The sequence below is a fragment of the Pseudoclavibacter sp. JAI123 genome, assembly GCF_013409665.1.
GTDB lineage: Bacteria > Actinomycetota > Actinomycetes > Actinomycetales > Microbacteriaceae > Pseudoclavibacter.
Genome location: NZ_JACCCM010000001.1, coordinates 1185995 through 1208340, shown reverse-complemented (window position 1 = coordinate 1208340; position 22346 = coordinate 1185995). Strand labels below are relative to the sequence as shown.

The 22346-nt window shown below is 68.2% G+C and carries 17 protein-coding genes; 10 read left to right on the top strand and 7 right to left on the bottom strand.

Going from position 1 to position 22346, the window contains the following annotated elements; translation table 11 throughout:
* Positions 1 to 22: 22 nt before the first annotated feature.
* Entirely contained in the window at positions 23 to 715 is a 693-nt protein-coding gene (locus HDC34_RS05675) for a pentapeptide repeat-containing protein (RefSeq protein WP_179556207.1), read from the top strand.
* Positions 702 to 1475: an Fpg/Nei family DNA glycosylase gene (locus HDC34_RS05670; RefSeq protein WP_179556206.1), complete on the top strand. Its 774-nt coding sequence runs from the start codon at positions 702 to 704 to the stop codon at positions 1473 to 1475. The genes HDC34_RS05675 and HDC34_RS05670 overlap by 14 nt, the downstream gene beginning before the upstream one ends.
* Positions 1476 to 2729: 1254 nt before the next feature.
* Here HDC34_RS05670 and HDC34_RS05665 read toward each other — a convergent pair.
* Together HDC34_RS05665 and HDC34_RS05660 are read right to left on the bottom strand one after the other, a co-directional pair.
* On the bottom strand, positions 2730 to 4199 hold the full coding sequence (locus tag HDC34_RS05665) for an NAD-dependent succinate-semialdehyde dehydrogenase (RefSeq protein WP_179556205.1): 1470 nt from the start codon (positions 4197 to 4199) through the stop codon (positions 2730 to 2732).
* A 139-nt stretch (positions 4200 to 4338) separates the two neighbouring features.
* Positions 4339 to 5373, bottom strand: a complete 1035-nt coding sequence (locus HDC34_RS05660) for an LLM class flavin-dependent oxidoreductase (protein ID WP_179556204.1) — start codon at positions 5371 to 5373, stop codon at positions 4339 to 4341.
* 335 nt (positions 5374 to 5708) lie between these two features.
* Here HDC34_RS05660 and HDC34_RS05655 point away from each other — a divergent pair, with 335 nt between their 5' ends.
* Complete coding sequence (locus HDC34_RS05655; protein WP_179556203.1) at positions 5709 to 6365, top strand: GntR family transcriptional regulator; 657 nt, start codon at positions 5709 to 5711, stop codon at positions 6363 to 6365.
* Between the two features lie 101 nt (positions 6366 to 6466).
* A complete protein-coding gene (locus tag HDC34_RS05650; protein ID WP_179556202.1) occupies positions 6467 to 8872 on the top strand; it encodes a PhoX family phosphatase in 2406 nt (801 codons plus the stop codon).
* 33 nt (positions 8873 to 8905) lie between these two features.
* Here HDC34_RS05650 and HDC34_RS05645 read toward each other — a convergent pair whose 3' ends face one another.
* A complete protein-coding gene (locus tag HDC34_RS05645; protein ID WP_179556201.1) occupies positions 8906 to 9856 on the bottom strand; it encodes an NAD(P)/FAD-dependent oxidoreductase in 951 nt (316 codons plus the stop codon).
* A 58-nt stretch (positions 9857 to 9914) separates the two neighbouring features.
* On the opposite strand from HDC34_RS05645, the gene HDC34_RS05640 reads away from it, so the two are divergent.
* The 3 genes from HDC34_RS05640 (at position 9915) to HDC34_RS05630 (ending at position 14045) form a co-directional block, all read left to right on the top strand.
* Positions 9915 to 10562, top strand: coding sequence for a helix-turn-helix domain-containing protein (locus HDC34_RS05640; RefSeq protein WP_257023082.1), 648 nt, complete (start codon positions 9915 to 9917; stop codon positions 10560 to 10562).
* Between the two features lie 190 nt (positions 10563 to 10752).
* On the top strand, positions 10753 to 11547 hold the full coding sequence (locus HDC34_RS05635; protein ID WP_308807274.1) for a beta-phosphoglucomutase family hydrolase: 795 nt from the start codon (positions 10753 to 10755) through the stop codon (positions 11545 to 11547).
* Positions 11544 to 14045 carry a glycoside hydrolase family 65 protein gene (locus HDC34_RS05630; protein ID WP_179556199.1) on the top strand — a complete coding sequence of 834 codons (2502 nt, stop codon included), beginning with the start codon at positions 11544 to 11546 and terminating at the stop codon, positions 14043 to 14045. Before HDC34_RS05635 ends, HDC34_RS05630 begins: the two co-directional genes overlap by 4 nt.
* Before the next feature lie 217 nt (positions 14046 to 14262).
* On the opposite strand, the gene HDC34_RS05625 is transcribed toward HDC34_RS05630, so the two are convergent.
* Positions 14263 to 15201 carry an endonuclease domain-containing protein gene (locus HDC34_RS05625; RefSeq protein WP_179556198.1) on the bottom strand — a complete coding sequence of 313 codons (939 nt, stop codon included), beginning with the start codon at positions 15199 to 15201 and terminating at the stop codon, positions 14263 to 14265.
* A 360-nt stretch (positions 15202 to 15561) separates the two neighbouring features.
* Positions 15562 to 16404: a CPBP family intramembrane glutamic endopeptidase gene (locus tag HDC34_RS05620; protein ID WP_257023081.1), complete on the bottom strand. Its 843-nt coding sequence runs from the start codon at positions 16402 to 16404 to the stop codon at positions 15562 to 15564.
* A gap of 461 nt (positions 16405 to 16865) precedes the next feature.
* On the opposite strand from HDC34_RS05620, the gene HDC34_RS05615 reads away from it, so the two are divergent.
* The 3 genes from HDC34_RS05615 to HDC34_RS05605 are packed head-to-tail and all read left to right on the top strand — an operon-like array spanning position 16866 to position 20049.
* Positions 16866 to 18134: a glycine betaine/L-proline ABC transporter ATP-binding protein gene (locus HDC34_RS05615; protein WP_179556197.1), complete on the top strand. Its 1269-nt coding sequence runs from the start codon at positions 16866 to 16868 to the stop codon at positions 18132 to 18134.
* Positions 18131 to 19105, top strand: coding sequence for a proline/glycine betaine ABC transporter permease (locus tag HDC34_RS05610; protein ID WP_179556196.1), 975 nt, complete (start codon positions 18131 to 18133; stop codon positions 19103 to 19105). The genes HDC34_RS05615 and HDC34_RS05610 overlap by 4 nt, the downstream gene beginning before the upstream one ends.
* Positions 19106 to 19152: 47 nt before the next feature.
* Positions 19153 to 20049: a glycine betaine ABC transporter substrate-binding protein gene (locus HDC34_RS05605; protein WP_179556195.1), complete on the top strand. Its 897-nt coding sequence runs from the start codon at positions 19153 to 19155 to the stop codon at positions 20047 to 20049.
* Positions 20050 to 20125: 76 nt separating this feature from the next.
* Here HDC34_RS05605 and HDC34_RS05600 read toward each other — a convergent pair whose 3' ends face one another.
* Together HDC34_RS05600 and HDC34_RS05595 are read right to left on the bottom strand one after the other, a co-directional pair.
* A complete protein-coding gene (locus HDC34_RS05600) occupies positions 20126 to 20797 on the bottom strand; it encodes an HAD family phosphatase (RefSeq protein WP_179556194.1) in 672 nt (223 codons plus the stop codon).
* Positions 20794 to 22230, bottom strand: a complete 1437-nt coding sequence (locus tag HDC34_RS05595; protein ID WP_179556193.1) for a GH1 family beta-glucosidase — start codon at positions 22228 to 22230, stop codon at positions 20794 to 20796. The genes HDC34_RS05600 and HDC34_RS05595 overlap by 4 nt, the downstream gene beginning before the upstream one ends.
* Positions 22231 to 22346: the final 116 nt, after the last annotated feature.

Sequence of the window (22346 nt, the reverse complement as noted above, 5' to 3'; positions counted from 1 at the left end):
ACCAACGATGAGAGGAAACGAATTGGCAGCAGCACGCGGACGACGAGGCAACAGGACCGGCGGCACCGAGGCGAGAATCGAGGCACCATTCCTGCCGGAACTCGACGAGGCGCGTGCCGTGGACTTCGCGACAGCGCGGGTACACGAGCTGCAGCACTTCGTCGACGTGCAGGGTGAGGAGATCGACGCCGCCGGCGTGACCTTCTCCGAGTGCCGCATCGAGGGGCTCACCGCCCGCAGGCTCCTGCTCCACTCGGGCCGGGTGAGCGAGTGCGTGCTGGAGCGCGTCGAGGTGCCCGTCGTGGAGGGACAGCGCCAGTCGTTCCGCTCCGTCTCGTGGACGGCCTCGCGACTCGGCTCGGCCGACCTCCACGAGAGCGACTTCCAGAATGTCGAGTTCCGCGACAATCGTCTCGGCTACGTGAATCTGCGAGGGGCCACCCTCACCGACGTGCGGTTCGCGGACTGCGCGTTCGACGAGATCGACCTGGGCGGTGCCACGGCGAAGCGTGTCGCGTTCACGGAGAGCCGCACCGGCATCCTCGACGTCACGGGCGCACGCCTCGAGCACGTCGACCTGCGCGGCCTCGAGTTCTCAACCATCACGGGCCTCGAAGGCCTCCGCGGCGTCACGGTGACGCCCTCGCAACTCGAGGCGCTTGCTCCCCACCTCGCGGCGCACCTCGGCATCGAGGTGCGTGATGCCGGAAGGTGACACCGTCTACCGCGCGGCGACCCGCCTGAACCGCGCCCTCGCGGGGCGCGAGCTGACCCGCTTCGAGCTGCGGGTTCCGAAGTACGCGGCGCTCGACCTCAGCGGCCTCACCGTCGACGGGGTCGTGCCGCGAGGCAAGCACCTGCTGACGCGCATCGGCGAGCACACCCTGCACACCCACCTCGGGATGGACGGCAGCTGGCAGCTTGTGCAGCTCGGCGCGAAGTGGCCCCGCCCGGACTACCTCGCGAGAGTCGTCCTCGGCACCGCCGCCGGGACCGCTGTCGGCTTCGAGCTGCCGGTTGTCGAGATGCTGCCGCGCGACGACGAGGAGAACGCGGTTGGCCACCTCGGCCCCGACCTGCTCGGCGACAACTGGGATCCGGGCCTCGCGGTGGCGAATCTGCGCCGCGAACCAGACGCGGAACTGGCCGGCGCACTCCTCGAGCAGCGAAACCTGGCGGGCCTCGGGAACGTGTACGTGACCGAGCTGCTGTTCCTGCGCGGTCTGCACCCGCACACCCCCGTCTCCGGGGCGGGCGACCTCGACCGGCTCGTCGAGCTCGGCCAAAAGCTCATCGTCGCGAACCGAGACCGAGTTGAGCGGACGACGACCGGCGATCTGCGCCCAGGGAAGCGCACGTATGTCTACGGCAGGTACGGCAAACCGTGCCTGCGCTGCGGCACGCGCATCCGCCGCGGCCTGCAGGGCAGAGAGCGCGTCGCCGCCTGGTGCCCCAGCTGCCAGCCCGCCCCGTGAGGCCCGCACCCGCACCCGGGCCCGCTGCTGCGCCCGGGCCCGCTGACCGCAGAGTTGTGGGCATGTGCAGCTCCGCCGAACGCTGACGACGTTTGGCCACAACGCTGATCCCCGCGCGCGCACCATTCGCCAAGCCGCTCCGCCCGGAGTCGATGCGCGTAGGACGTGAAGGTCTCCAACCCGGTGGCCGGCTCCAGATCGGCCACCGTGAGTCGGACGTGACTCCAGCGCTCACCCTGGATCGCCCGACTGCGTGTGACGTCGAGACGCCACTGGCGCTTGTCCTTCCGATGGCCGTCCCCGTCGTACTCGTACGTGCTGCGTGCGCGCAGATCGGCGAGATCGAGGCGCGCGATCCTGCGCTCCCCCGACATGAGCTGGAACTTCACCGCAGGCTCGGGATACCCGGACTCCACGAGCACAAGCCGTGTCACGGTCTCCCACGGCGACTCGACGCCATCCCGAAGCTGACCCGTGGCCGCTCGCAGGCGCGCCGCGCAATGCCTGGACACTCCAGAACCTCGCCGGAACGGATCGCGCCGAGACGCCCCTCGCCCGCGGCGGATTTCGCCCCTTCGGCACGATGACACGCACCGTCGGGTCCCGAAGCAGACGGAGCGGAAGCGGGAGGCCGTAGAGACGTGCCGCTGAGACACCGCCGAACGCTTGAACGGCGGACATGATCGGCAGGTAGCTGCGGTCGAGGTTCCGCATCCGTTCGGCCAGCACCTCGAACTCATCGCGGGAACCGTGGTGGCCGAGCAGGCGACCGATCTCTCCCGGATCGTGCGGGACCTCCGGAACGCGCACACCGTGGAAGGGCCTTCCCTCAGCCCGGTTCCTCAGGCGTCCGCGGGAGACGCCCGCGGCGCAAGCGTCCGCGACGCTGAACGCGGAGTACCGAAGCTCGCTCGGCAAGGGGATGCGCGGCTCGCGTCCCGATGCGCGCCCAGCATCGTCGCGTCGTCGGCTGGCTCTGCTCGCGCCGCTCCTGTCACCTGCATCCACCGCTCGAGGCTATGAGAGATCCGGGCGCCGAGACGAGCGCGCTCACGGGCTGTGGAGAACCTCGGCGGTCAATCCCCGACCAGCCGCGGTACCGGACAGAGTTGTGGCGAGGTGTCGCTCTGCGGGGTGGCAGGAGCGTTCTCCCACAAGGCTGAGCCTGCCCTGGCCGACGCTGCGCCGAGACAGCGATCCCGCCGTCGGCGCGAGGCCGGCGGCGGGATCGGTGGATGCGGGAGGCGCGAGAGCCTACGCGTAGGGGTTCGGGGTGAGCGTGTACTTCGTGTACAGGTACTCCTCGATGCCCTCGAAGCCGCCCTCGCGGCCGATGCCGGACATCTTGACGCCGCCGAACGGGGCCGCCGCGTTGGACAGCACACCGATGTTGAGGCCCATCATGCCCGTCTCGATGCGGTCGATGAGCCGCTGGCCGCGCTTCAGGTCTTCCGTGAACACGTAGGAGACGAGGCCGTACTCGGTGTCGTTGGCGAGGCGGATGGCCTCTTCCTCGTCGGCGAACGTCGTGATCGAGAGGACGGGTCCGAAGATCTCCTCGCGGAAGATCTCGCTGGAGGACGGCGTGCGGTTGAGCACGGTCGGCTCGTAGAACGACCCGTCCCCCTCGACGCGCTTGCCGCCGTGGAGCAGCTCGGCACCCGCGGCCACGGCCGAGTCGACGAGCGACGCGACCTTGTCGACGGCCTTGTCCTCGACGAGCGGGCCGATGACGACGCCCTCCTCGGTGCCGCGCCCGATCTTGAACGAGGACACCTTCTCGGTGACGCGGCGCGCGAACTCATCGGCGACGTCCGTGTGCACGAGGATGCGGTTCGCGGCCGTGCAGGCCTGCCCGATGTTGCGGAACTTCGCCGCGATGACGCCTTCGACGGCCTTGTCCAGGTCGGCGTCCTCGAAGACGACGAACGGCGCGTTGCCGCCGAGCTCCATCGACGTGCGCAGCACGTTCTTCGTGGCTTCCTTCATGAGGCCCTGGCCGACCCCGGTCGACCCGGTGAACGAGATCTTGCGGAGGCGCGGGTCGGCGATGATCGGCGACGAGACGGCCGCGGTGCTGCGGGTCGTGATGACGTTCACAACACCCTTGGGCAGGCCGGCCTCTTCGAGGATCTTCACGAAGTAGAGCGTGGTGAGGGGCGTGAGGGATGCGGGCTTCACGACCGAGGTGCAGCCAGCTGCGATCGCCGGCGCGATCTTACGCGTCGCCATCGCGAGCGGGAAGTTCCACGGCGTGATGAGGAATGCGGGGCCGACGGGGTGCTTCGAGACGATCATGCGCCCCGTGCCCTCCGGCTGCGTGCCGTAGCGGCCGTGCACGCGCACGGCTTCCTCGCTGAACCAGCGCAGGAACTCGCCACCGTAGGTGACCTCGCCCTGCGCCTCGGCGAGGGGCTTGCCCATCTCGAGCGTCATGATGAGCGCCATCTCGTCGCGGCGCTCCTGCAGGATGTCGAAGGCGCGGCGGAGGATCTCGCCGCGCTCACGCGGGGCCATGCGCGCGAAGTCCTCTTGAGCGGCGACAGCCGCGTCGAGCGCCTGGATGCCCTGCTCCGGGTTCGCGTTGGCGATGTGCTTCAGCGCCGTGCCGGTCGACGGGTCGTTGACCGCGAAGGGCTCGTCCGCACCGTCGATCCATTCGCCGCCGATGAACAGCTGGCCGGGGACCTTCGCAAGCAGTTCCGCTTCGTTGGGGTACGTCATAGTGCAAACTCCTCGGTTGTTGGCGGGCTCGAGTGTGGCGGGCTCAAGCGTTCTCCGGGCTCCAACGCTACTCGTGCGGGCTGGGCGCTTCACGAGCATTTCGCCCAGCCCGCAGCACCTGGGCCGTGCATCCGCACAATCAGGCGAGGAGGTCCCTCACCATGGGGATGACCTTCGTTCCGTAGAGCTCGATGGCCTTCATGCTGTGCTCGTGCGGGAGCGTGCCCGCGCTGTACTTGAGGTCGAAGCGCTGGAGTCCGAGCACCTGCACGGTCGCGGCGATCTTGCGTGCGACGGTCTCGGGCGAGCCGACATAGAGCGCGCCACGCTCCCCCGTCTCCTGCACGTACTGCTCGTATTGCATGGGCGACCAGCCGCGCTCCTTGCCGATGCGCATCATCATGGTCCGGTAGTTCAGCCAGTGCTCCTCGCGTGCCTGCTCGTCGGTCTCGGCGATGTGGCCGGGCGAGTGCGCACCGATGGGCCCGTTGGGCTGGCCGAACTGCTCGTTGGCTTTCCGGTAGAGGTTGGCGAAGGGCGCGAAGCGCGCCGATTCTCCGCCGATGATCGCGAGCATGAGCGGCATCGAGTACTGGGCGGCGCGAACGACGGACTGAGGTGTTCCGCCGACGGCGGCCCACGTGCGCAGGCGCCCCTCCTCGAGCTGCGGATGCACGGTCACGTCGTTGAGCGCGCCGCGGACGGTGCCGCTCCAGCTGACGGGTCCGCCCGCCGCGATCTTCATGAACAGGTCGAGCTTCTCTTCGAAGAGCACCTCGTAGTCCTGGAGGTTGAGCCCGAAGAGAGGGAAGGACTCGGTGAAGGAGCCGCGGCCGAGCATGACCTCCGCGCGCCCGTTGGAGATGGCGTCCACGGTCGAGAAGCGCTGGAAGACGCGGACGGGATCATCGGAGCTGAGCACGGTCACGGCACTCCCGAGGCGGATGCGCTCGGTGCGTGCGGCGATGGCTGCGAGCACGGTCTCTGGGGTCGAGATCGCGAAGTCGTCCCTGTGGTGCTCGCCGACCGCGAACGCATCGATGCCAACCTCTTCGGCGAGGACGCCTTCTTCGATGACATCGCGAATGACCTGGGCGTGCGAGCGCGGCTGCCCCTCGAGGTCGTTGGTCGCGTCGCCGAAGGTGTTGAGGCCGAACTCGATCGTGCCGGTCATGGCAGCTCCATCCATTTCAATGCAATTGCATGAACTCTACTGCCGGAAGCCAACGACCCGAAGCTCGGCGGGGCACAAAAAGCGCCGCCCCGGGGGAACACGGCATCCCCGAGGCGGCGCGGCTTGTGGTCGACTGCCGCGCTGCGTGCCCGTCTGGGCGAGGCGGCGATCTATGCAATCGAATGAAGTTCGATGATGATGCCAAGAAATACCCGGGCACGTCAACTCAGGCGGGCCTCGCCTCGGCACCGACTCAGGACGACGCACCCCGGGCCAGAGACGTATATGGTCACTCCTACCCCCGGCAATGAAGCAAGAGGTGGAACGTGAAGACTGTGGCACGAACCCTGGAGACCCTCGCGCCCGGCAAGGCGCGCCTCGCTTACGACTACCTCAACGAGCGCATCTCCGATGGCACGTTCCCTCCGGGGTACCGCCTCGTGCTGGGGTCCATCGCGAATCAGATCGGCGTGAGCACCGTACCCGTCCGCGAAGCGATCCGGATGCTCGAAGCCGAGGGCGCTGTCACCTTCGAGCGCAACGTCGGCGCGCAGGTGTCCGGCCTCAACCCCGAGCTCTTCTCGCAGACCCTTGAATCGCTTGCCGTGCTCGGCGGCTACGCAACCGCGAGCGCGGCCCCGCACATGACGCCGGCCGACCTCGCGGAGGCCCGCCAGATCACCGAGTCGATGCGGCAGGCGATCGATGCCCTCGATGCGGTTGCGTTCATGGACCTGAATGCGCGATTCCACCGCGTGCTCTACCGGCGGTGCCCGAACGCGCATCTTCTCGAGCTCGTCGAACGGACCCGTCTCAGGCTCACGCAGGTGCGTCATTCGACGCTCGGGTTCGTGCCGGAGCACGCCAGGGCCTCCCTCGCCGAGCACGAGCAGCAGATCGATCTCGTCGAGTCCGGGGCGCCGGGCGCCGAGATCGAGGCGTCGATTCGCGAGCACCACCTCGCCACGCTGCGGGCAGCGCGCCCGCGTTAGGCAGCCCTCACGCGGATTCACCGGGCATTCACCCCGCGACCATTCTCCGTTCCTCACGCGCTGCTTGCCTTCGTCGAGTCCCCCGACGAAGGAGTTCTCCCATGACCGATGTCTCGCGCCGCACGTTCCTCCCGATGCTCGGGCACACGAAGGGCAAGCGCAGCCCCGTGACGTGCGCCCTCAAGTGCGCCAACGCGTGCACGGGTGAGGTCTGCAACACCTCGTCGAACGCCTACTTCCGCGACATCGTTTCCGCGCAGCTTTCGCGTCGCGCGATGCTCGGCGCGAGCGCCGGACTCGCAGGCGCCATCACCCTCGCCTTCAGCGCCGCGCCTCGCGCCGAGGCCGCTCCGAGCGCGTCGCCGTTCGGTCCCGCCGCCTCGCCACTCGAGTTCACCCCGATCTCACCCGTCGACGCCATGTCCGATACGTTCACGGTGCCGGACGGCTACGACTGGCGCGCCCTCATCCGCTGGGGAGACCCGCTCTTCGCCGACAGCCCGATCTTCGACCCAGCGGACCAGACGGAGGCCGCGCAGGCCCGCCAGTTCGGCTACAACTGCGACTACACGGACATCCTGCCGCTCGATGGCACGGACGGCCTGCGCGCGGTGCTGTTCGTCAACCACGAGTACACCAACGAGAACATCATGTTCCCCGCGGCGCAGCTCGAGAACGAGCAGGCGCGGGTTCGGGCCGTCAGCCGAGCCGCACACGGCCTCACCGTCGTGGAGCTCGAGCGCACCTCCGCCGAACACCCCTGGAGCTACGTGGTCGGCGCCGAACGCAACCGCCGCTTCCTGCTCAACACCGTCTACGAGGTCACTGGGCCAGCCGCGGGGTCGCCGCTCCTGACGACGGTGGAGGACCCAGCCGGCCGCTGGGTCAAGGGGACACTGGGCAACTGCGCGGGCGGCACGACCCCGTGGGGCACCATCCTCTCCGGCGAGGAGAACTTCAACGGCTACTTCCGTTCCCCCGGGGTCTCAGCAGAAGACAAGCGGTACGGCCTCTCCGACAGCGAGACCGCCCGCGGCTGGGAGCTGGATGCGCCCCGCTTCGACACGAGGAACGCCGGGTACGAGAACGAAGCCAACCGCTTCGGCTGGATCATCGAGATCGACCCGCTCGACCCGACGAGCACGCCGAAGAAGCACTCGATGCTCGGTCGCCTCAAGCACGAGGGCGCCAACATCTCGATCGCCGCGAATGGCAGGGTCGTCGCCTACACGGGCGACGACGAGCGCTTCGACTACCTGTACAAGTTCGTCTCCCGCGACACCTACATCGAGGGCAACCGCGCCCACAACATGACGCTGCTCGCCAACGGCGACCTCTACGTCGCGCAGTTCGCGGGCAACTCCCCTGCCGCCGAGATCACGGGCTCCGGCGCGCTCCCGAGCGACGCCGCGTTCGATGGCACGGGCACCTGGCTGCCGCTGGTCGTCGGCGGGGCGTCGCAGATCGCCGGGATGTCCGTCGACCAGGTGCTCGTCAACACGCGCCTCGCCGCAGACCTCGCGGGCGCCACCAAGATGGATCGCTGCGAGGACGTCGAGCCGAACCCCTTCACCGGGAAGGTCTACGTCGCGTGCACCAACAACACCAACCGTGGCACGCCGGGCCGAGCGGGGGTCGACGAGACCAACCCGCGCGCCGAGAACCGCGACGGGCACGTCGTCGAGATCACCGAAGCCGGAGGCGACCAGACGGCGACGAGCTTCACCTGGAACCTGCTGCTGCTCTGCGGCGACCCTGCCACGAACTCGTCGGCGTACTTCGCGGGCTTCCCCGCGGCGCAGGTGTCGCCCATCTCGTGCCCGGACAACCTCGCGTTCGACTCCGTCGGGAACCTCTGGATCTCGACCGACGGCGCCCCGAGCACGATCGGCTACAACGACGGCCTGTTCCGGGTCACGCTCGAGGGCCCGGAACGCGGCAACGTCGAGCAGTTCCTGGCCGTGCCTCGCGAGAGCGAGACATGCGGTCCGGTCATCCACGACAGCGAGCGCCACGTGTTCGTCGCCGTCCAGCACCCCGGAGAAGACGGCTCCTTCGAGGTGCAGAACTCGCTGTTCCCCGACTTCGTCGCGGCTGGAACGCCCGCGCCGGCAGGTTCGTTCGCTGGCCCCCGGCCCACCATCGTGCAGGTGCTTCCCAAGGAGCAGCTCATCGAGGTGCCGGTCACGCCGACGCCCACGGTGTCCCCGACGGCGACTCCCGCCCCGACCTCCACCCCTCCGCTGACGCCGACCGCCTCCCCGACGGGCACACCCGGCGCGACCGGAACTCCCACGCCGAGCGCTTCGGCGCCCGGATGGGCCACGGCATCCCCGAGCGCCACCGCGACGCCCGACGGACTCGCATCCACCGGCGGCGAGCTGCTCGCGCCGACCATCGGCGGAGCCGCCGTGCTGGCCGCCGGCGCACTCGCCACCGCGGCCGCCATCCGCCGGCGCGGTGAACGACCCGCACAGGCCGGCGAGGGTGACAGCGAGTCGGAGTAGGCGACTTCTCGTCAGCTGCCGGGCGAGCAGCGGCTAAGGCCGCTTCTCGCCCGCGGTCGCCGCTGCGATCTCATCCATGAGCAGGGCGAACGCGACGTCGCCTCCCGCCGTCGCGCCCTGGCCGATCGAGACGGGCACGTTGGCGCGCGGGTCCCCCGCGTTGCCGACAACCCAGACGCGGGCGTCCGGATGCTCGGGGCCGCGCACCTCGACCCCGTCGAGGAAGTCCGTCAACGGCACGAAGGCGGGATTCGTGAAGATCGCCTCGAGTTCCAGCTCGGTGCCGTTGGCAAGGCGCACGCCGCGCACACGATCGTCGTCGCCCGCGATCACCTCGTCGACTCCGGAGCGTTCGATGCGGATCCCCAGCGCGGTGAGCGCCCTCGCCTCGACCTCGCCGAGCGCAAACGAGCCGTTCACGAGCAACACGAGGTCAGCGCTCCATTGGCGCAGGAGGTGCGCCTTCATGTCGGAGTGGTCGCCGTTCGCGAGCACGGCGATCGGTCGGTCGCGATGCTCGTAGCCGTCGCAGAACGGGCACGCGTACACGCCACGACCCCAGAGCGCGCGCAATCCGGGCACGTTGGGGAGCTCGTCGCGGAGCCCCGTCGCCACCACCACCGCACGCGCCCGGAAGGTCCGGCCATCGGTCGTCGCGATGCGCACGCGGGTGCCGTCGTCGTCTGCGACCGAGTCCACGGACGCCACCTGGGCATCCTCGAAAATGCCCTCGTGCGCCTCGACCTCGGCCCTGCCGATCCTGCGCAGCTCGCCGGGCGCGAGCCCCTCGTGGCCGAGCACCCCGTGCATGTGGTCGGTGAAGCGATTCCGCGGGACCCCGTGGTCGATCACGAGAACGCGTCGGCGCCCTCTCGTGAGGGTCAGCGCAGTGCTCAGCCCGGCCGGGCCGGCGCCGATCACGACGGCGTCCCACAGCTGAGCCTCGGTGTCTGCCGCTCGCAGCGGCGCATCCTGATGTGTCATGCGTCGAGTCTCCGCGCCGGGTCTCGCGTTTCGCAACATTGTTTGCTAACTTCGCAACATGATGGATGCGCAGCAGGGCTCAGCCCACACCTCCCACACCGGACCAGACACGATCTCGGAGCAGACGGCCAGCATCCCCGAAGCGCTCAGCCGCGTCGCGCCGCGACTCCGGGAGATCCGACAAGCGCGGGGCATGACACTCAGCGAGGTCGCCGACGAGACCGGCCTCAGCATCAGCACGCTCTCGCGCCTCGAATCCGGCGGACGTCGGCCATCCCTCGACGCGCTGCTGCCCCTCGCGCGCTGCTACCGAGTGCCGCTCGACGACCTCGTCGGCGCGCCCTCCACCGGCGACCCGCGCATCCACCCGAAGCCCGTCAAACGCGGCGACCGCGTCTACCTCGCGCTCTCGCGCGCGACCGACGGCATGCAGGCATTCAAAGTGCTCGTCGCCCCGCAGAAGCCCGCCGACCGCGACAAGCCCGTCCAGCTGCGAGTCCACGAAGGCACCGAATGGTGCTACGTCCTGGCCGGCCGACTCCGCCTGCAGCTCGACGACGAGGTCACGATCCTCGAAGCAGGGGAAGCCGCAGAATTCGACACGACCCGGCCGCACTCCATGACCAACGACGGCGCGACGACCCTCGAGGTCCTCTCCCTCTTCAGCCGTCAGGCGGAGCGCAGCCACATCCACGAAACAGGCTGAACGGATCGTCCGAAAATGGACGCATCCCACCCCCAGGACGCCCTACGATATTGATCACCGCGCCGGGGATCTGCGGTGTGCATCGAGGGAGGAGCACACCGGTGAATTCTGTCGTGCACCATAGAACGGCGTCACGGCGCCACCCAACGATGCAAGGTTGGATGCAATGATCGCTCCTCGTCTTCGAGACGTGACACAGCTCACCAGTTCACAAGCCATACTCTTCGACCTCGACGGCGTCATCACGCCGACCGCCGAGGTGCACATGCGCGCATGGGCGAGGCTCTTCACCGACTACCTCACGCTCAAGGGCGTCGGCCCCGCGTACACCGACGACGACTACCTGCGCTACATCGACGGCAAACCGCGCTACGACGGCGTCCGGTCGTTCCTCGCCTCCCGCGGCATCACGCTCGAAAACGGGACCCCAGAGGACTCGCCCGAGCTCGAGACCGTGTGCGGCCTCGGCAACCGCAAGAACGACACCTTCAACTCGGAACTCGCCGAGACCGGCGTCCAGGCGTACCCGGGGTCCGTCGAGTTCCTGAACGCCGCCGTCGACCACGGCCTGCGCGTCGCCGTCGTCTCCAGCTCCCGCAACGCCGTGCCCGTGCTCACAGCAGCCGGCCTCCTCGACCGCTTCGAGACCGTCGTCGACGGCCTCGTCGCCGCACAGCACGGCATCGCCGGCAAGCCGGCCCCAGACACCTACCTCTACGCGGCCCAGCTGCTCGGCCTCACCGCGGCGCAATGCGTCGTCGTCGAGGACGCGCACTCCGGCGTGCAGGCAGGACGCGACGGCGACTTCGGCCTGGTCATCGGGGTGTCCCGCGAGGCGAGCCACGAAGAGCTCATGTCCTCAGGGGCCGACACCGTGGTCGACGACCTCGCAGAGCTCGTGCCGGTGTTCACGAACTCAGACAGCAAGGCTGTCATCTCTGACAGCAAGGCTGTCATCTCTGACAGCAAGGAAGGCAACGCATGAACCTCTCCACGGAAGACCCGCTGGACCGGCACCGGTTCCCGCTCGACGAGTGGGCACTCGTCGAGCACGAATTCGACGCCAACTCGCAGGGTCTCGTCGAGACGCTCTTCGCCACCGGCAACGGCTACCTCGGCCTCCGCGGCAACCTCGAAGAGAGCCGCGACGGCTACATGTACGGGACCTTCATCAACGGGTTCCACGAGACGTGGCCCATCCGTCACGCAGAGGACGCGTTCGGCTTCGCCCAGGTCGGGCAGACGATCGTCAACGTGCCAGACGCGAAGATCATCCGCCTCTTCGTCGACGACGAGCCGCTCGTCATCAGCGAAGCGGACCTGCTCTCCTACTCACGCGTGCTGTCATTCAAAGACGGCGTCCTGACCCGCGAGCTCGACTGGCGCACGCCGTCGGGCAAGCACGTGCGCATCCGCTCGCACCGACTCGTGTCGTTCACCGACCGCCACTACATGCTCCTCGACTACGAGGTCGAGATGGTCGACCGCGGCGCGTCCATCCTGCTCTCGAGCCAGATCATCAACCGCCAGGACGGCGGCGACGAGTTCCAGCGCGGCAAGAAGGAGACCGAGGTCGCGTTCGACCCGCGCAAGGCGGAATCGTTCACCGACCGGGTCCTCCAGTCCCGCATCGCACGCGAGGAGGGCCTCCGCTCGATGCTCGCCTACCGCACCACGCACTCCGGCATGACCATCGCGGTCGCGGCAGACCACGACATCGTCACCGACAACGAGTGGGATGCGACGACCCGCGTCGACGCGGACTTCGCCGAGACCGCCTTCCGCGTTCGCGCGGAACCGGGCATGCCAGTGCGCATCATCAAGCACGTCGCGTACCACACGTCGAAGAGCGTGCCCACGCGCGAGCTCGCCGACCGTGCCGACCGCACCCTCGACCGCATGCGTGAGATCCCGGTCGAGGATGTCTACACGTGGCAGCGCGAGTGGCTCGACGACTTCTGGGACCGCAGCGACATCATCATCCACGGCCACCCCGTGTACCAGCAGGCGACCCGTTGGAACCTCTTCCAGCTCGCCCAGGCCACGGCCCGCACCGACGGCGGCGGCATCGCGGCCAAGGGCGTCTCCGGCTCCGGATACGGCGGCCACTACTTCTGGGACACCGAGGTGTACGTCCTCCCGTTCCTCAGCTACACGGCCCCGAATGTGGCCCGCAACGCGCTCCGCTTCCGCCACCAGATGCTCGACGCGGCACGCCAGCGCGCGCACGAGATGAACCAGAAGGGCGCCCTCTTCCCGTGGCGCACCATCAACGGCCTCGAGTCGTCCGCCTACTACGCAGCCGGCACCGCCCAGTACCACATCGACGCCGACATCTCGCATGCCCTCATGCAGTACGTCTCAGCCACGGGCGACGATGAGCTCCTCGCGCAGGGCGCCATCGACATCCTCGTCGAGACCGCCCGCCTCTGGGCTGACCTGGGCTTCTGGCGCACCGGCGGAGACGACCACTTCCACATCCACGGCGTCACCGGCCCCGACGAGTACACGACTGTCGTCAACGACAACCTGTACACGAACGTCATGGCCAAGGCGAACCTGCGCGCGGCCTACACCGCCTGTGAGCGGCTCCGCGAGACCGACCCGGCCTCCTTCGAACGCCTCACCATGCGCCTCCACCTCGCCGAGGAGGAGCTCGTCGAGTGGGCAGCCGCCGCCGAGGCCATGTACCTGCCGTTCGACGAGAAGCTCGGCATCCACCCGCAGGACGCCCAGTTCCTCGAGAAGGAGCTGTGGGACCTCGAGAACACGCCGCCGTCGCAGCGCCCGCTGCTGCTGCACTTCCACCCGCTCGTCATCTACCGGTTCCAGGTGCTCAAGCAGGCCGACGTCGTGCTCGCGCTGCTCCTGCAGGGCAACGAGTTCACGCCGGAGCAGAAGCGCAAGGACTTCGAGTACTACGACGCGCTCACGACGGGCGACTCGTCGCTCTCCGCGGTCGTGCAGTCGATCATCGCGGCGGAGGTGGGCTACGCGGATCTCGCGGAGCACTACTTCTCCACGGCCCTGTTCGTCGACATCGCGAACCTGCACCACAACACGAGCGACGGCATCCACATCGCCTCGACGGGCGGCATCTGGAGCGCGCTCGTCTACGGCTTCGGCGGGATGCGCGACCACGGTGGGAAGATCACCTTCGACCCCCGCCTCCCCGCGGACTGGCCGCGCCTCGAGTTCCGCCTCACGCTGCGCGGGTCGCGCATCCGTGTCGCCCTGGAGCAGGACTCGATGACGTTCACGGCCGAGACGGGTTCGGGCGCTGAGGTGTTCGTGCGCGGCCGCCGGGTCGCGATCGCCCCGGGCGAGCCGACCACCGTCAAGCTCTGCGCCGTGCAGGAGCTCGAGGGGTATCCGACACTGAGCGACATCGAAGGCTCGATCCGTGAAGACGGCTCCGTCATCACGGCGTCCATCCCGACGATCTCGGTCGACCACGCGGTCCTCGACGCCGGCCTCGACTAGCGGATCCTCACCTCCAAGCCCGGCGACGCCGTCTGCATCCGCAGGCGGCGTCGCCGTTTCCGTGCAGGCTCGCTGCATCGCCAGTTCCGCGCGAGCTCGAGACGTTCACCCCGCAATCGCTGCCAGCCAATTGGCCCTTCAGCGCCTGCGTCGCCGAAGCGCTGCCAGTCAAGTGGCCCTTCTGGCCGCGTCTCAAGGGCCATTTGGCTGGCAGCGTTCACTGCAGGGCCCCGCGCTCCGCGAGCGCCAGGCGGATGCTCTCGAAAAGGTTTCGGGACCACCGGAGATCCGTGTCTGTCACTCGAATCACCCGCCATCCGGCTCGCTGCAGCGCTTCGGTTCTCTCCAGGTCTCGGCGCGCGGCGGCGGCGTCGAGGAAGTGCCCCTCCCCCTCGTATTCGATGGCGATCTTGTGTCGGACGTAGGCGAGGTCGATACGCGCTTTGCCGTAGCCGGGCACGGAGAGCCTGTGCTGCATCGTCGGCTCGGGAAACCCGGCCCCGAGGATGAGCAACCGCAGCACGGTCTCCTTGGGAGACTCCGATCCCTCCCGCGAGAGCTCAAGCGCTGCTCGGAGATTCGCGGCCCCTGGCCGTCCCTTCCAGCGTTTCGCCACCGTGCGGAGCTCCTCGAGCGAGTGCATCGCTACACGTGGACTTCGACGTGGATAGTGCTCGAACGACGTGCGCAGCGCATCCGCGAACATCACCGTTCGCGTCAGATCGAGGCGCCCTGCGAGCTGCGCGAGGAGAGTCGCTGGCGACAGGGTCAGCACTCCTCTGTGCTCGGACGTCTCGAAGCGCCGCGTGTCGAGACGATACCCGCGTATCCGCTTGCCAGTTGGCGGATGCGCCGGCTGAGCGACCGCGACGTGTGTCACCATCTCATCCTCTAGGGCTCTTGGTAGCGGGAGACCCCACCACCGCGCTCCCGATACGTCTGCGAGCGCCTGCCCTTCCCCAAGCCCCGCCCGTGCAAAGCTCTCGTCGAGGTCATACGGGCTCAGATCCCGAGCGGATACTCGGATGCCGTGATGTGATGCGACGAGATCGCTCGCCCTCATCCGCTTCCGGGAGACGCCGTTGTCGACGGCTTGTGCGGTCGAGAAGCCCTCGCTCGTCGTGAGGTTCTCCGGCAGAGGTCGAGGTCTGCGCATGCCGAGACGCTAGTTTCGCGGCTGCCTGCATCTCGAAGTGCGATCGTCATCTGTGGAGGAGACCGTATCCACAGGGTTTCCGACCACCGAGTGGCGCTCAGCCCTCGCCCTGCAGGCCCCGGGCCGACCGATCGCTGCCAGCCAAAGTGCCCTTTCGTGCCTCCGCTCCCCGACCGCTGCCAGTCAAATGGCCCTTCTGCCGCCCCGATAAGGGCCACTTCGCTGGCAGCGATGGAGGTGGGTGGGGGGGGTAGGGATGTGGCGCGCGCGGCGGGGTGGTAGCGATGGAGGTGGGGGTGGGGATGCGGCGGGGACGCGGGACGCGGCGGGGACGCGGGGACGCGGGGACGCGGGGGCGCGCTAGTAGAGGAAGATCGGCAGCCAGGCGGGATGGTGGGCGTGGACGATGACGAGGAACACGACGAGGTCGAAGAGCAGGTGCACGCAGATGACGTACGTGAGCGACTTGGTCTTCGTGAAGATCCAGCCCTGGATGAGCGCGAATGGCAGGGTGAGCAGCGGCCCCCACGACTGGTAGCCGAGCTCCCAGAGGAAGGAGACGAAGACGATCGACTGCAGCACGTTGGCGACCCAGAACGGGAAGTGGCGCAGGAGCAGCGTGAACACCGTGCAGATGAAGAACAGCTCGTCCCAGATGCCGACGAAGCCGACGCCGACGAAGAGGCGCCCGATCTCGGACGCGGTCGTGACGGCTGGCCAGTTCTGGTAGACGCCTGAGGTGATGAAGTAGAACGGCAGGATGAGCCAGCCGAGGACCAGGACGAGGCCGAGCCAGAGCTTCTCGAGCCTTGACCAGGGGGTGCCGCGGCGCAGCGGGAACCGGACGGCGTGATCCTTGTAGACCCACCTCGAGATGGCGTATGGCACGGCCACGGCGAGCGAAAGGACTGTGCCCATCACGAAGATGTTGCCCCACGAGATGTCGGCTTTCATCGAGTGGAGGCTGATGATGCCCATGCCGATTCCGATGAGCAGCAGGTCGCGGCCGAGGCCACGATCTGCGACGAACCCGAGGGCGATTCCGGCGGCGAGCGGCAGGTAGCCGAGGTTGTTCTCGAACGCGAAGAGGACGGTCGCGCTGCACACGACCAGAAGTGCGGCGAACAGGTGCAGGAGCTTGAGCCCCTCGGATGCACGTTTCGGGGTGCCGGTGACGGGCGGGTTCTGCGCTCGTTCGCTCATCCGCTCATCTTGTCAGGCCGAGTTGGGCGGATGTTTAGCGCTTTCGCCGCCCCTGATGTAACGCTCCGGTAACTATCATGCCTGGTGCTCCGATCCGCGCAGGCATGGGCGAGACGCTGGGTCGAGACCTGGCAAACGGGCCGAGTTTGGCGGAAAATCAACCCTCTCAGGCGTTACCCGGGGAAGGCACCTTGCTAGCGTTGACTCTCGGAGTAATCGCCGCCACACCGGTTCGGCGCCGCGATTCCCCGCGAAAGACCAACCCGGTGCGCTTTATCCGCTGCCTCTGTGAGGCAATCTCGATCGGCAGCGCGCGCCCGGGGCGATGACCGCGCCCAATCGACACTCTGGCGCAGTCCTTGCCCGGTACCCGCCGCCCCCGCGACCGCCTCGTCATTCGAGGCCGCGTCGCGAAGCGCTGCGATCTTTCGCGTCCGATCCATCTACCGCAGGGAGAACGCGTGAACGACACAGCTGTGTCTGTGAAGGGCCTCACGAAGGTCTTCGGGCGCAAGCCCAAGGAAGCCGCGAAGCGACTGAGCTCCGGAACGCCGAGATCAGAACTCGGCGCCGGGGTCACCGCGGCAGTCATCGACGCCACCTTCGACGTCAAGCAGGGCGAGATCTTCGTCGTCATGGGCCTCTCCGGCTCGGGCAAGTCCACCCTCATCCGCACGCTCAACGGCCTGCTTGAGCCAACCGCCGGCAGCATCGTCATCCACGGCACCGACCTCGCGACGGCCGACGCCGCCGAGGTGCGCAGCGTGCGCCAGAACCACGTCTCCATGGTGTTCCAGCACTTCGCGCTCTTCCCGCACCGCACCGTGCTCGAGAACGCCGCCTTCGGCCTCGAGGTGCAGGGCGTGCCGCGCGCAGAGCGCCTCGAACGCGCCCGCAAGGTCCTCGACCGCGTGAGCCTCGGCCAGTGGGCCGACTCGCTGCCGTCCGAGCTGTCCGGGGGCATGCAGCAGCGCGTCGGCATCGCCCGCGCGCTCACGGCCGAGACTGACATCCTGCTCATGGACGAGGCGTTCAGCGCACTCGACCCGCTCATCCGTCGCGAGATGCAAGAAGAGCTCGTCGAGCTGCAGGCCGAACTCGGCAAGACCATCATCTTCATCACGCACGACCTCAACGAGGCGATGTTCCTCGGCGACCGGATCGCCGTGATGCGCGATGGCGCGATCGTGCAGATCGGGACGCCGGAAGACATCCTCACGGACCCGGCAAACGACTACGTCGCGCAGTTCGTGCAGGATGTGGACCGGGCGCGTGTGCTCACCGCTGGCAGCGTCATGGAGCCTGCCCGCGCCGTCGTCCCGCAGAGCGCCGGCCCCCGTGGTGCGCTCCGCGTCATGCGCGACACGCAGACCGGCGGGGCGTTCATCACGTCCACCGGCCGCAAGCTCGAGGGCGCCGTCATCGACCGCCACGTCATGCGCCTCGTGAAGGACGGCCAGCCCGACCTCGTGAGCGCCATCAAGCGCGACATCGCCATGGTCTCCCCCGAGACGCCGCTCTCGGACCTGTTCGAGCTGTCGGTCGACTCGACGCTGCCGATCGCGGTCGTCGACGAGAACCAGCGACTCCTGGGCGTCGTGCCTCGCGTCACGATCCTCGCCTCGCTCGCGAACGTTCCAAGCACGACGGGCCTGCTCCCGATCATCGACCCCGTCTCGAGCGTCAGCCCGGCGGATATCGCAGAGACGCTCGAAGGGAGCCACGCATGATCGCCGCCACCGCGCTCACGACCCTGCCCGCCACGTTCCGACTGCCCCTCGGTGAGGGCGCAGAGGCGGTCGTCGACTGGCTGACGACTGCCCTCGACGGTTTCTTCGCCGTGATCCGCACCATCTTCCAGGGCATGTACGAGGGCGTCTACTGGGTGCTGGAGACCCCGCCGTTCTGGGCGATCCTCATCGTCGTCGCAGCGATCGCGTTCTTCGCCAAGGGCTGGAAGCTCGCAGTCGGGAGCCTCATCGGCTTCCTCATCATCGTGGGCGTCGACCAGTGGGAGAACGCGATGACGACGCTCGCGCTCGTGCTCGTCGCGAGCCTGCTGGCGATCCTCTTCAGCATCCCGCTCGGCATCTGGGCCGCGAAGTCCGACGCAGCCTCGAACGCCATCAAGCCCGTCCTCGACTTCATGCAGACCATGCCGGCGTTCGTGTACCTGATCCCCGCGCTCATCCTGTTCCGCGTCGGCGTCGTGCCCGGCATCGTCGCGACGATCATCTTCGCCATGGCACCGGGTGTGCGCATGACGGAGCTCGGCATCCGCGGGGTCGACAAGGAAGTGGTCGAAGCAGGGCGCGCGTTCGGCGCGACCCCAGGCCGCATCCTGCGTCAGATCCAGCTGCCCCTCGCGATGCCCTCCATCATGGCCGGCGTCAACCAGATCATCATGCTCGCGCTCTCGATGGTCGTCATCGCCGGCATGGTCGGCGCGGGCGGGCTCGGTGCGCAGGTCGTGCAGAGCCTCAACCGCATCGACGTCGCGCTCGGATTCGAGGCGGGAATCGCGGTCGTGATCCTCGCCATGTTCCTCGACCGAGTGACGGCCGCCTTCGCCGGGCAGAAGCGGCGCGTGCCGTCGTTCCTCCGCTCGAAGCGCACCCAGCAGCATGACGCGACGGGCGACGGCGAAGCCGTTGCGACGCACTCCATGCCGACCAGGGCCGCGATCACCACCTCCGCCTGACCCGCCCCACGACTTCCATTCCCCAAACCAGAAACGAAAGGACGCACATGCGTACCAAGAAACGAATCATCACCGGGATCGCAGCGGCATCCGCTGCGGCACTCGCCCTCACCGGATGCGCAGGCGACACCGCCGCCGAGACGCTCGAGAACGGCGACCAGGCAGACGTCACGATCGCCGTGTTCAACGGCTGGGACGAGGGCATCGCCGCTTCCGAGCTGTGGAAGGCGATCCTCACGGAGAAGGGCTACGACGTGGAGCTCGAGTACGCGGACCCAGCGCCCGTGTTCTCCGGCCTCTCCACGGGCGACTACGACGTGACGCTCGACACGTGGCTCCCCATCACGCACTCCGACTACGTCGAGGAGTACGGCGACGACATCGTCGACCTCGGCGCATGGAACGACGAGGCGTCGCTGACCATCGCGGTCAACGAGGACTCCCCCATCACCTCGCTCGACGAGCTCGCCGGTGCCGCCGACCAGTTCGGCAACACCATCATCGGCATCGAGCCGGGTGCTGGCCTCACGCGCGTCACGCAGGACGACGTCATCCCCGGCTACGGCCTCGAGGGTATGAACTACCAGACCTCGTCCACCGCTGCGATGCTCACCGAGCTGCAGACGGCGACGAACAACGGCGAGAACATCGTCGTCACGCTGTGGCGTCCGCACTGGGCTTACGACGCATTCCCCGTGCGCGACCTCGAGGACCCGCAGGGCCTGCTGGGCGACTCGGAGGGCATCCACTCGTACAGCAAGGCTGACTTCCAGGAGACGCACCCCACGGTCGCCGGCTGGCTGCAGAACTTCAAGATGGACTCCGAGCAGCTGTACTCGCTCGAGAACCTGATGTTCAACGAGAACGACACGGACGACTACGCGCCGATCGTCGAGCAGTGGATCTCCGAGAACCAGGAGTACGTGGACTCGCTCACCGCGTAGGTTCCACGCTGCACACGGGAAGCGGGCTGCTCATCGAGCAGCCCGCTTCTTGCGTTCGTTCAGATGGCGTCAGCCGTCACGCGCTGCCCTGGCGGCTCCGGATGCGCTCAGGCAGCTCCGCCATCGTGTCGAAGGTCCCAGCGCCGGCGTCTTCCAGCCACTCGCGGGGCGTGAGACCGCCCGCGAAGCCGTACGCGTGCATCCCAGCCGCCACCGCCGCCTGGACCCCGTACCTGCTGTCCTCGACGACGACGCACTTCGCCGGGTCGACCCCCATGCGCTCGGCGGCGTGCAGGAACAGGTCGGGCGCCGGCTTGCCATGCTCGACCTCGGTCGCGCTGAAGATGCGCCCCTCGAAGCGCGGGTGGAGCCCCGTGTGGCCAAGCGTCTTGCTGAGCTTCGCGTGGTCACCGCTCGACGCAACGCAGCTCGCGAGGCCGAGCTCATCCTGAATCACCTCGAGCGCCTCCGGGAGGCCCTCGACCGCCGTCAGCTCGGTGTCGAACGCCCGGAAGAGCGTCGCACGCTGAAGGTCGAACCACCCCTCGGGAACGGGCCGCCCGAGCCCCTCCTGCAGCTTCCTCTCGAAGGTCGCCTGCGAGGTGCCGAGGAACCTGGAGACGTGCTCGTCCTGCGTGAGCTCCCACCCGAGTTCCGCGAGCATCTCGCGTTCGATACGGACCGCGAGCACCTCACTGTCGACGAGCACCCCGTCGCAGTCGAAGATGACGAGTTCGACCGCGCTCATGCACCGACCGCAGGGAGAGTGCGCGTCGCGATGAGCTGCTGGTACCAGCGACCGGAATCCTTCCAGGTGCGCTCGAGCGTGTCGTAGTCGACGCGCAGGATGCCGAAGCGCATGTTGTAGCCGAACGCCCACTCGAAGTTGTCGAAGAGCGACCAGGCGAAGTAGCCGCGCACGTCGGCGCCGGCGTCGATGGCGTCGGCGATCGCAGCGATGTGGTCGCGGTAGTAGGCGACGCGCTCCGGGTCGTGCACGAGCCCGTCCTCACCGACGACGTCGGGAAACGCCGCGCCGTTCTCGGTGACCATGAGCGCCTGGCCTGGGTAGCGCTCGGTGAGCGAGACGAGCAGCTCGGTGAGCCCGTCCGGGAAGATGCTCCAGCCCATGGAGGTGTAGGGCGCGCCCTGGTCGACGAAGTCGATGTCGGTGACCCCCACCCAGGGGCTCGCGGCCGACTCGCCGTGGCCGTCGTTGCGCGAGCGCTCCCCCACGCCCAGGTACTTCTTCACGCGGAACGTCGTGTAGTAGTTGACGCCGAGCACGTCGATGCGCTGGTGGATGAGCTGCGTGTCGCCCGGGAGCACAAACGACCAGTCGGTCACGTGACGCGTGTCGTGGATGAGGTCCTCGTCGTAGTGGCCGGAGAGCATGGGGCCGAGGAAGACGCGGTTGGACAGCGCGTCGATCTGGCGGACCGCGTCGAGGTCGTCAGCAGACTCAGGGTTGTCTGGGCGGATGACGTGGAAGTTGAGCGTGACGGAGACGACCGCTTCTTCTCCGACGGCGGCGCGGATGGCGCTCGTCGCGAGACCGTGGGCGAGGTTCAGATGGTGGCACGCGGCGAGCGCTGCAGCGGGCTCGGTGCGGCCGGGGGCGTGCACGCCGGAGGCGTAGCCGAGGTAGGCCGTGCAGAACGGCTCGTTGAGGGTCGACCACGTGTGCACGCGGTCGCCGAACTCTGCCGCCATGCGGGCCGCGTACTCCGCGAACGCGTACGACGTGTTGCGGTTCGCCCAGCCGCCCTCGTCCTCGAGCTCCTGCGGAAGGTCCCAGTGGTAGAGCGTGGCGACGGGCTTCACGCCGGCCGCGACGAGTGCGTCAAGCAGGTCCGAGTAGAAGCGGATGCCCTCCTCGTTGAACTCGCCGGAGCCGCCCGGCTGCACACGCGACCAGGAGATCGAGAAGCGGTAGGCGTCCAGTCCCATCTCCGTGATGGTCTCGACGTCGTCCCTCCACCGGTGGTAGTGGTCGATGGCGACGTCGCCGGTGTCGCCGCCCTCGACCTTGCCCGGCGTGTGCGCGAACGTGTCCCAGATGGACGGGGTCCTCCCGCCCTCCGCCGCGCCGCCCTCGATCTGGTAGGAGGCGGTCGCCGACCCCCAGACGAAGTCGTCGGAGAAGGTTCGAGGGGAAGAGGCCGTGGTTGGTTCTGGCACGATGCTCCTTGGCTGAGTGGATGGCGCGTCGTCGCGCACGCCCACTCTAGCGAGCCTCGTCAGCGCGCCCCGCGCATCCACAGGCACACGAAAAATGCACCCTCGTCTGAAGACGA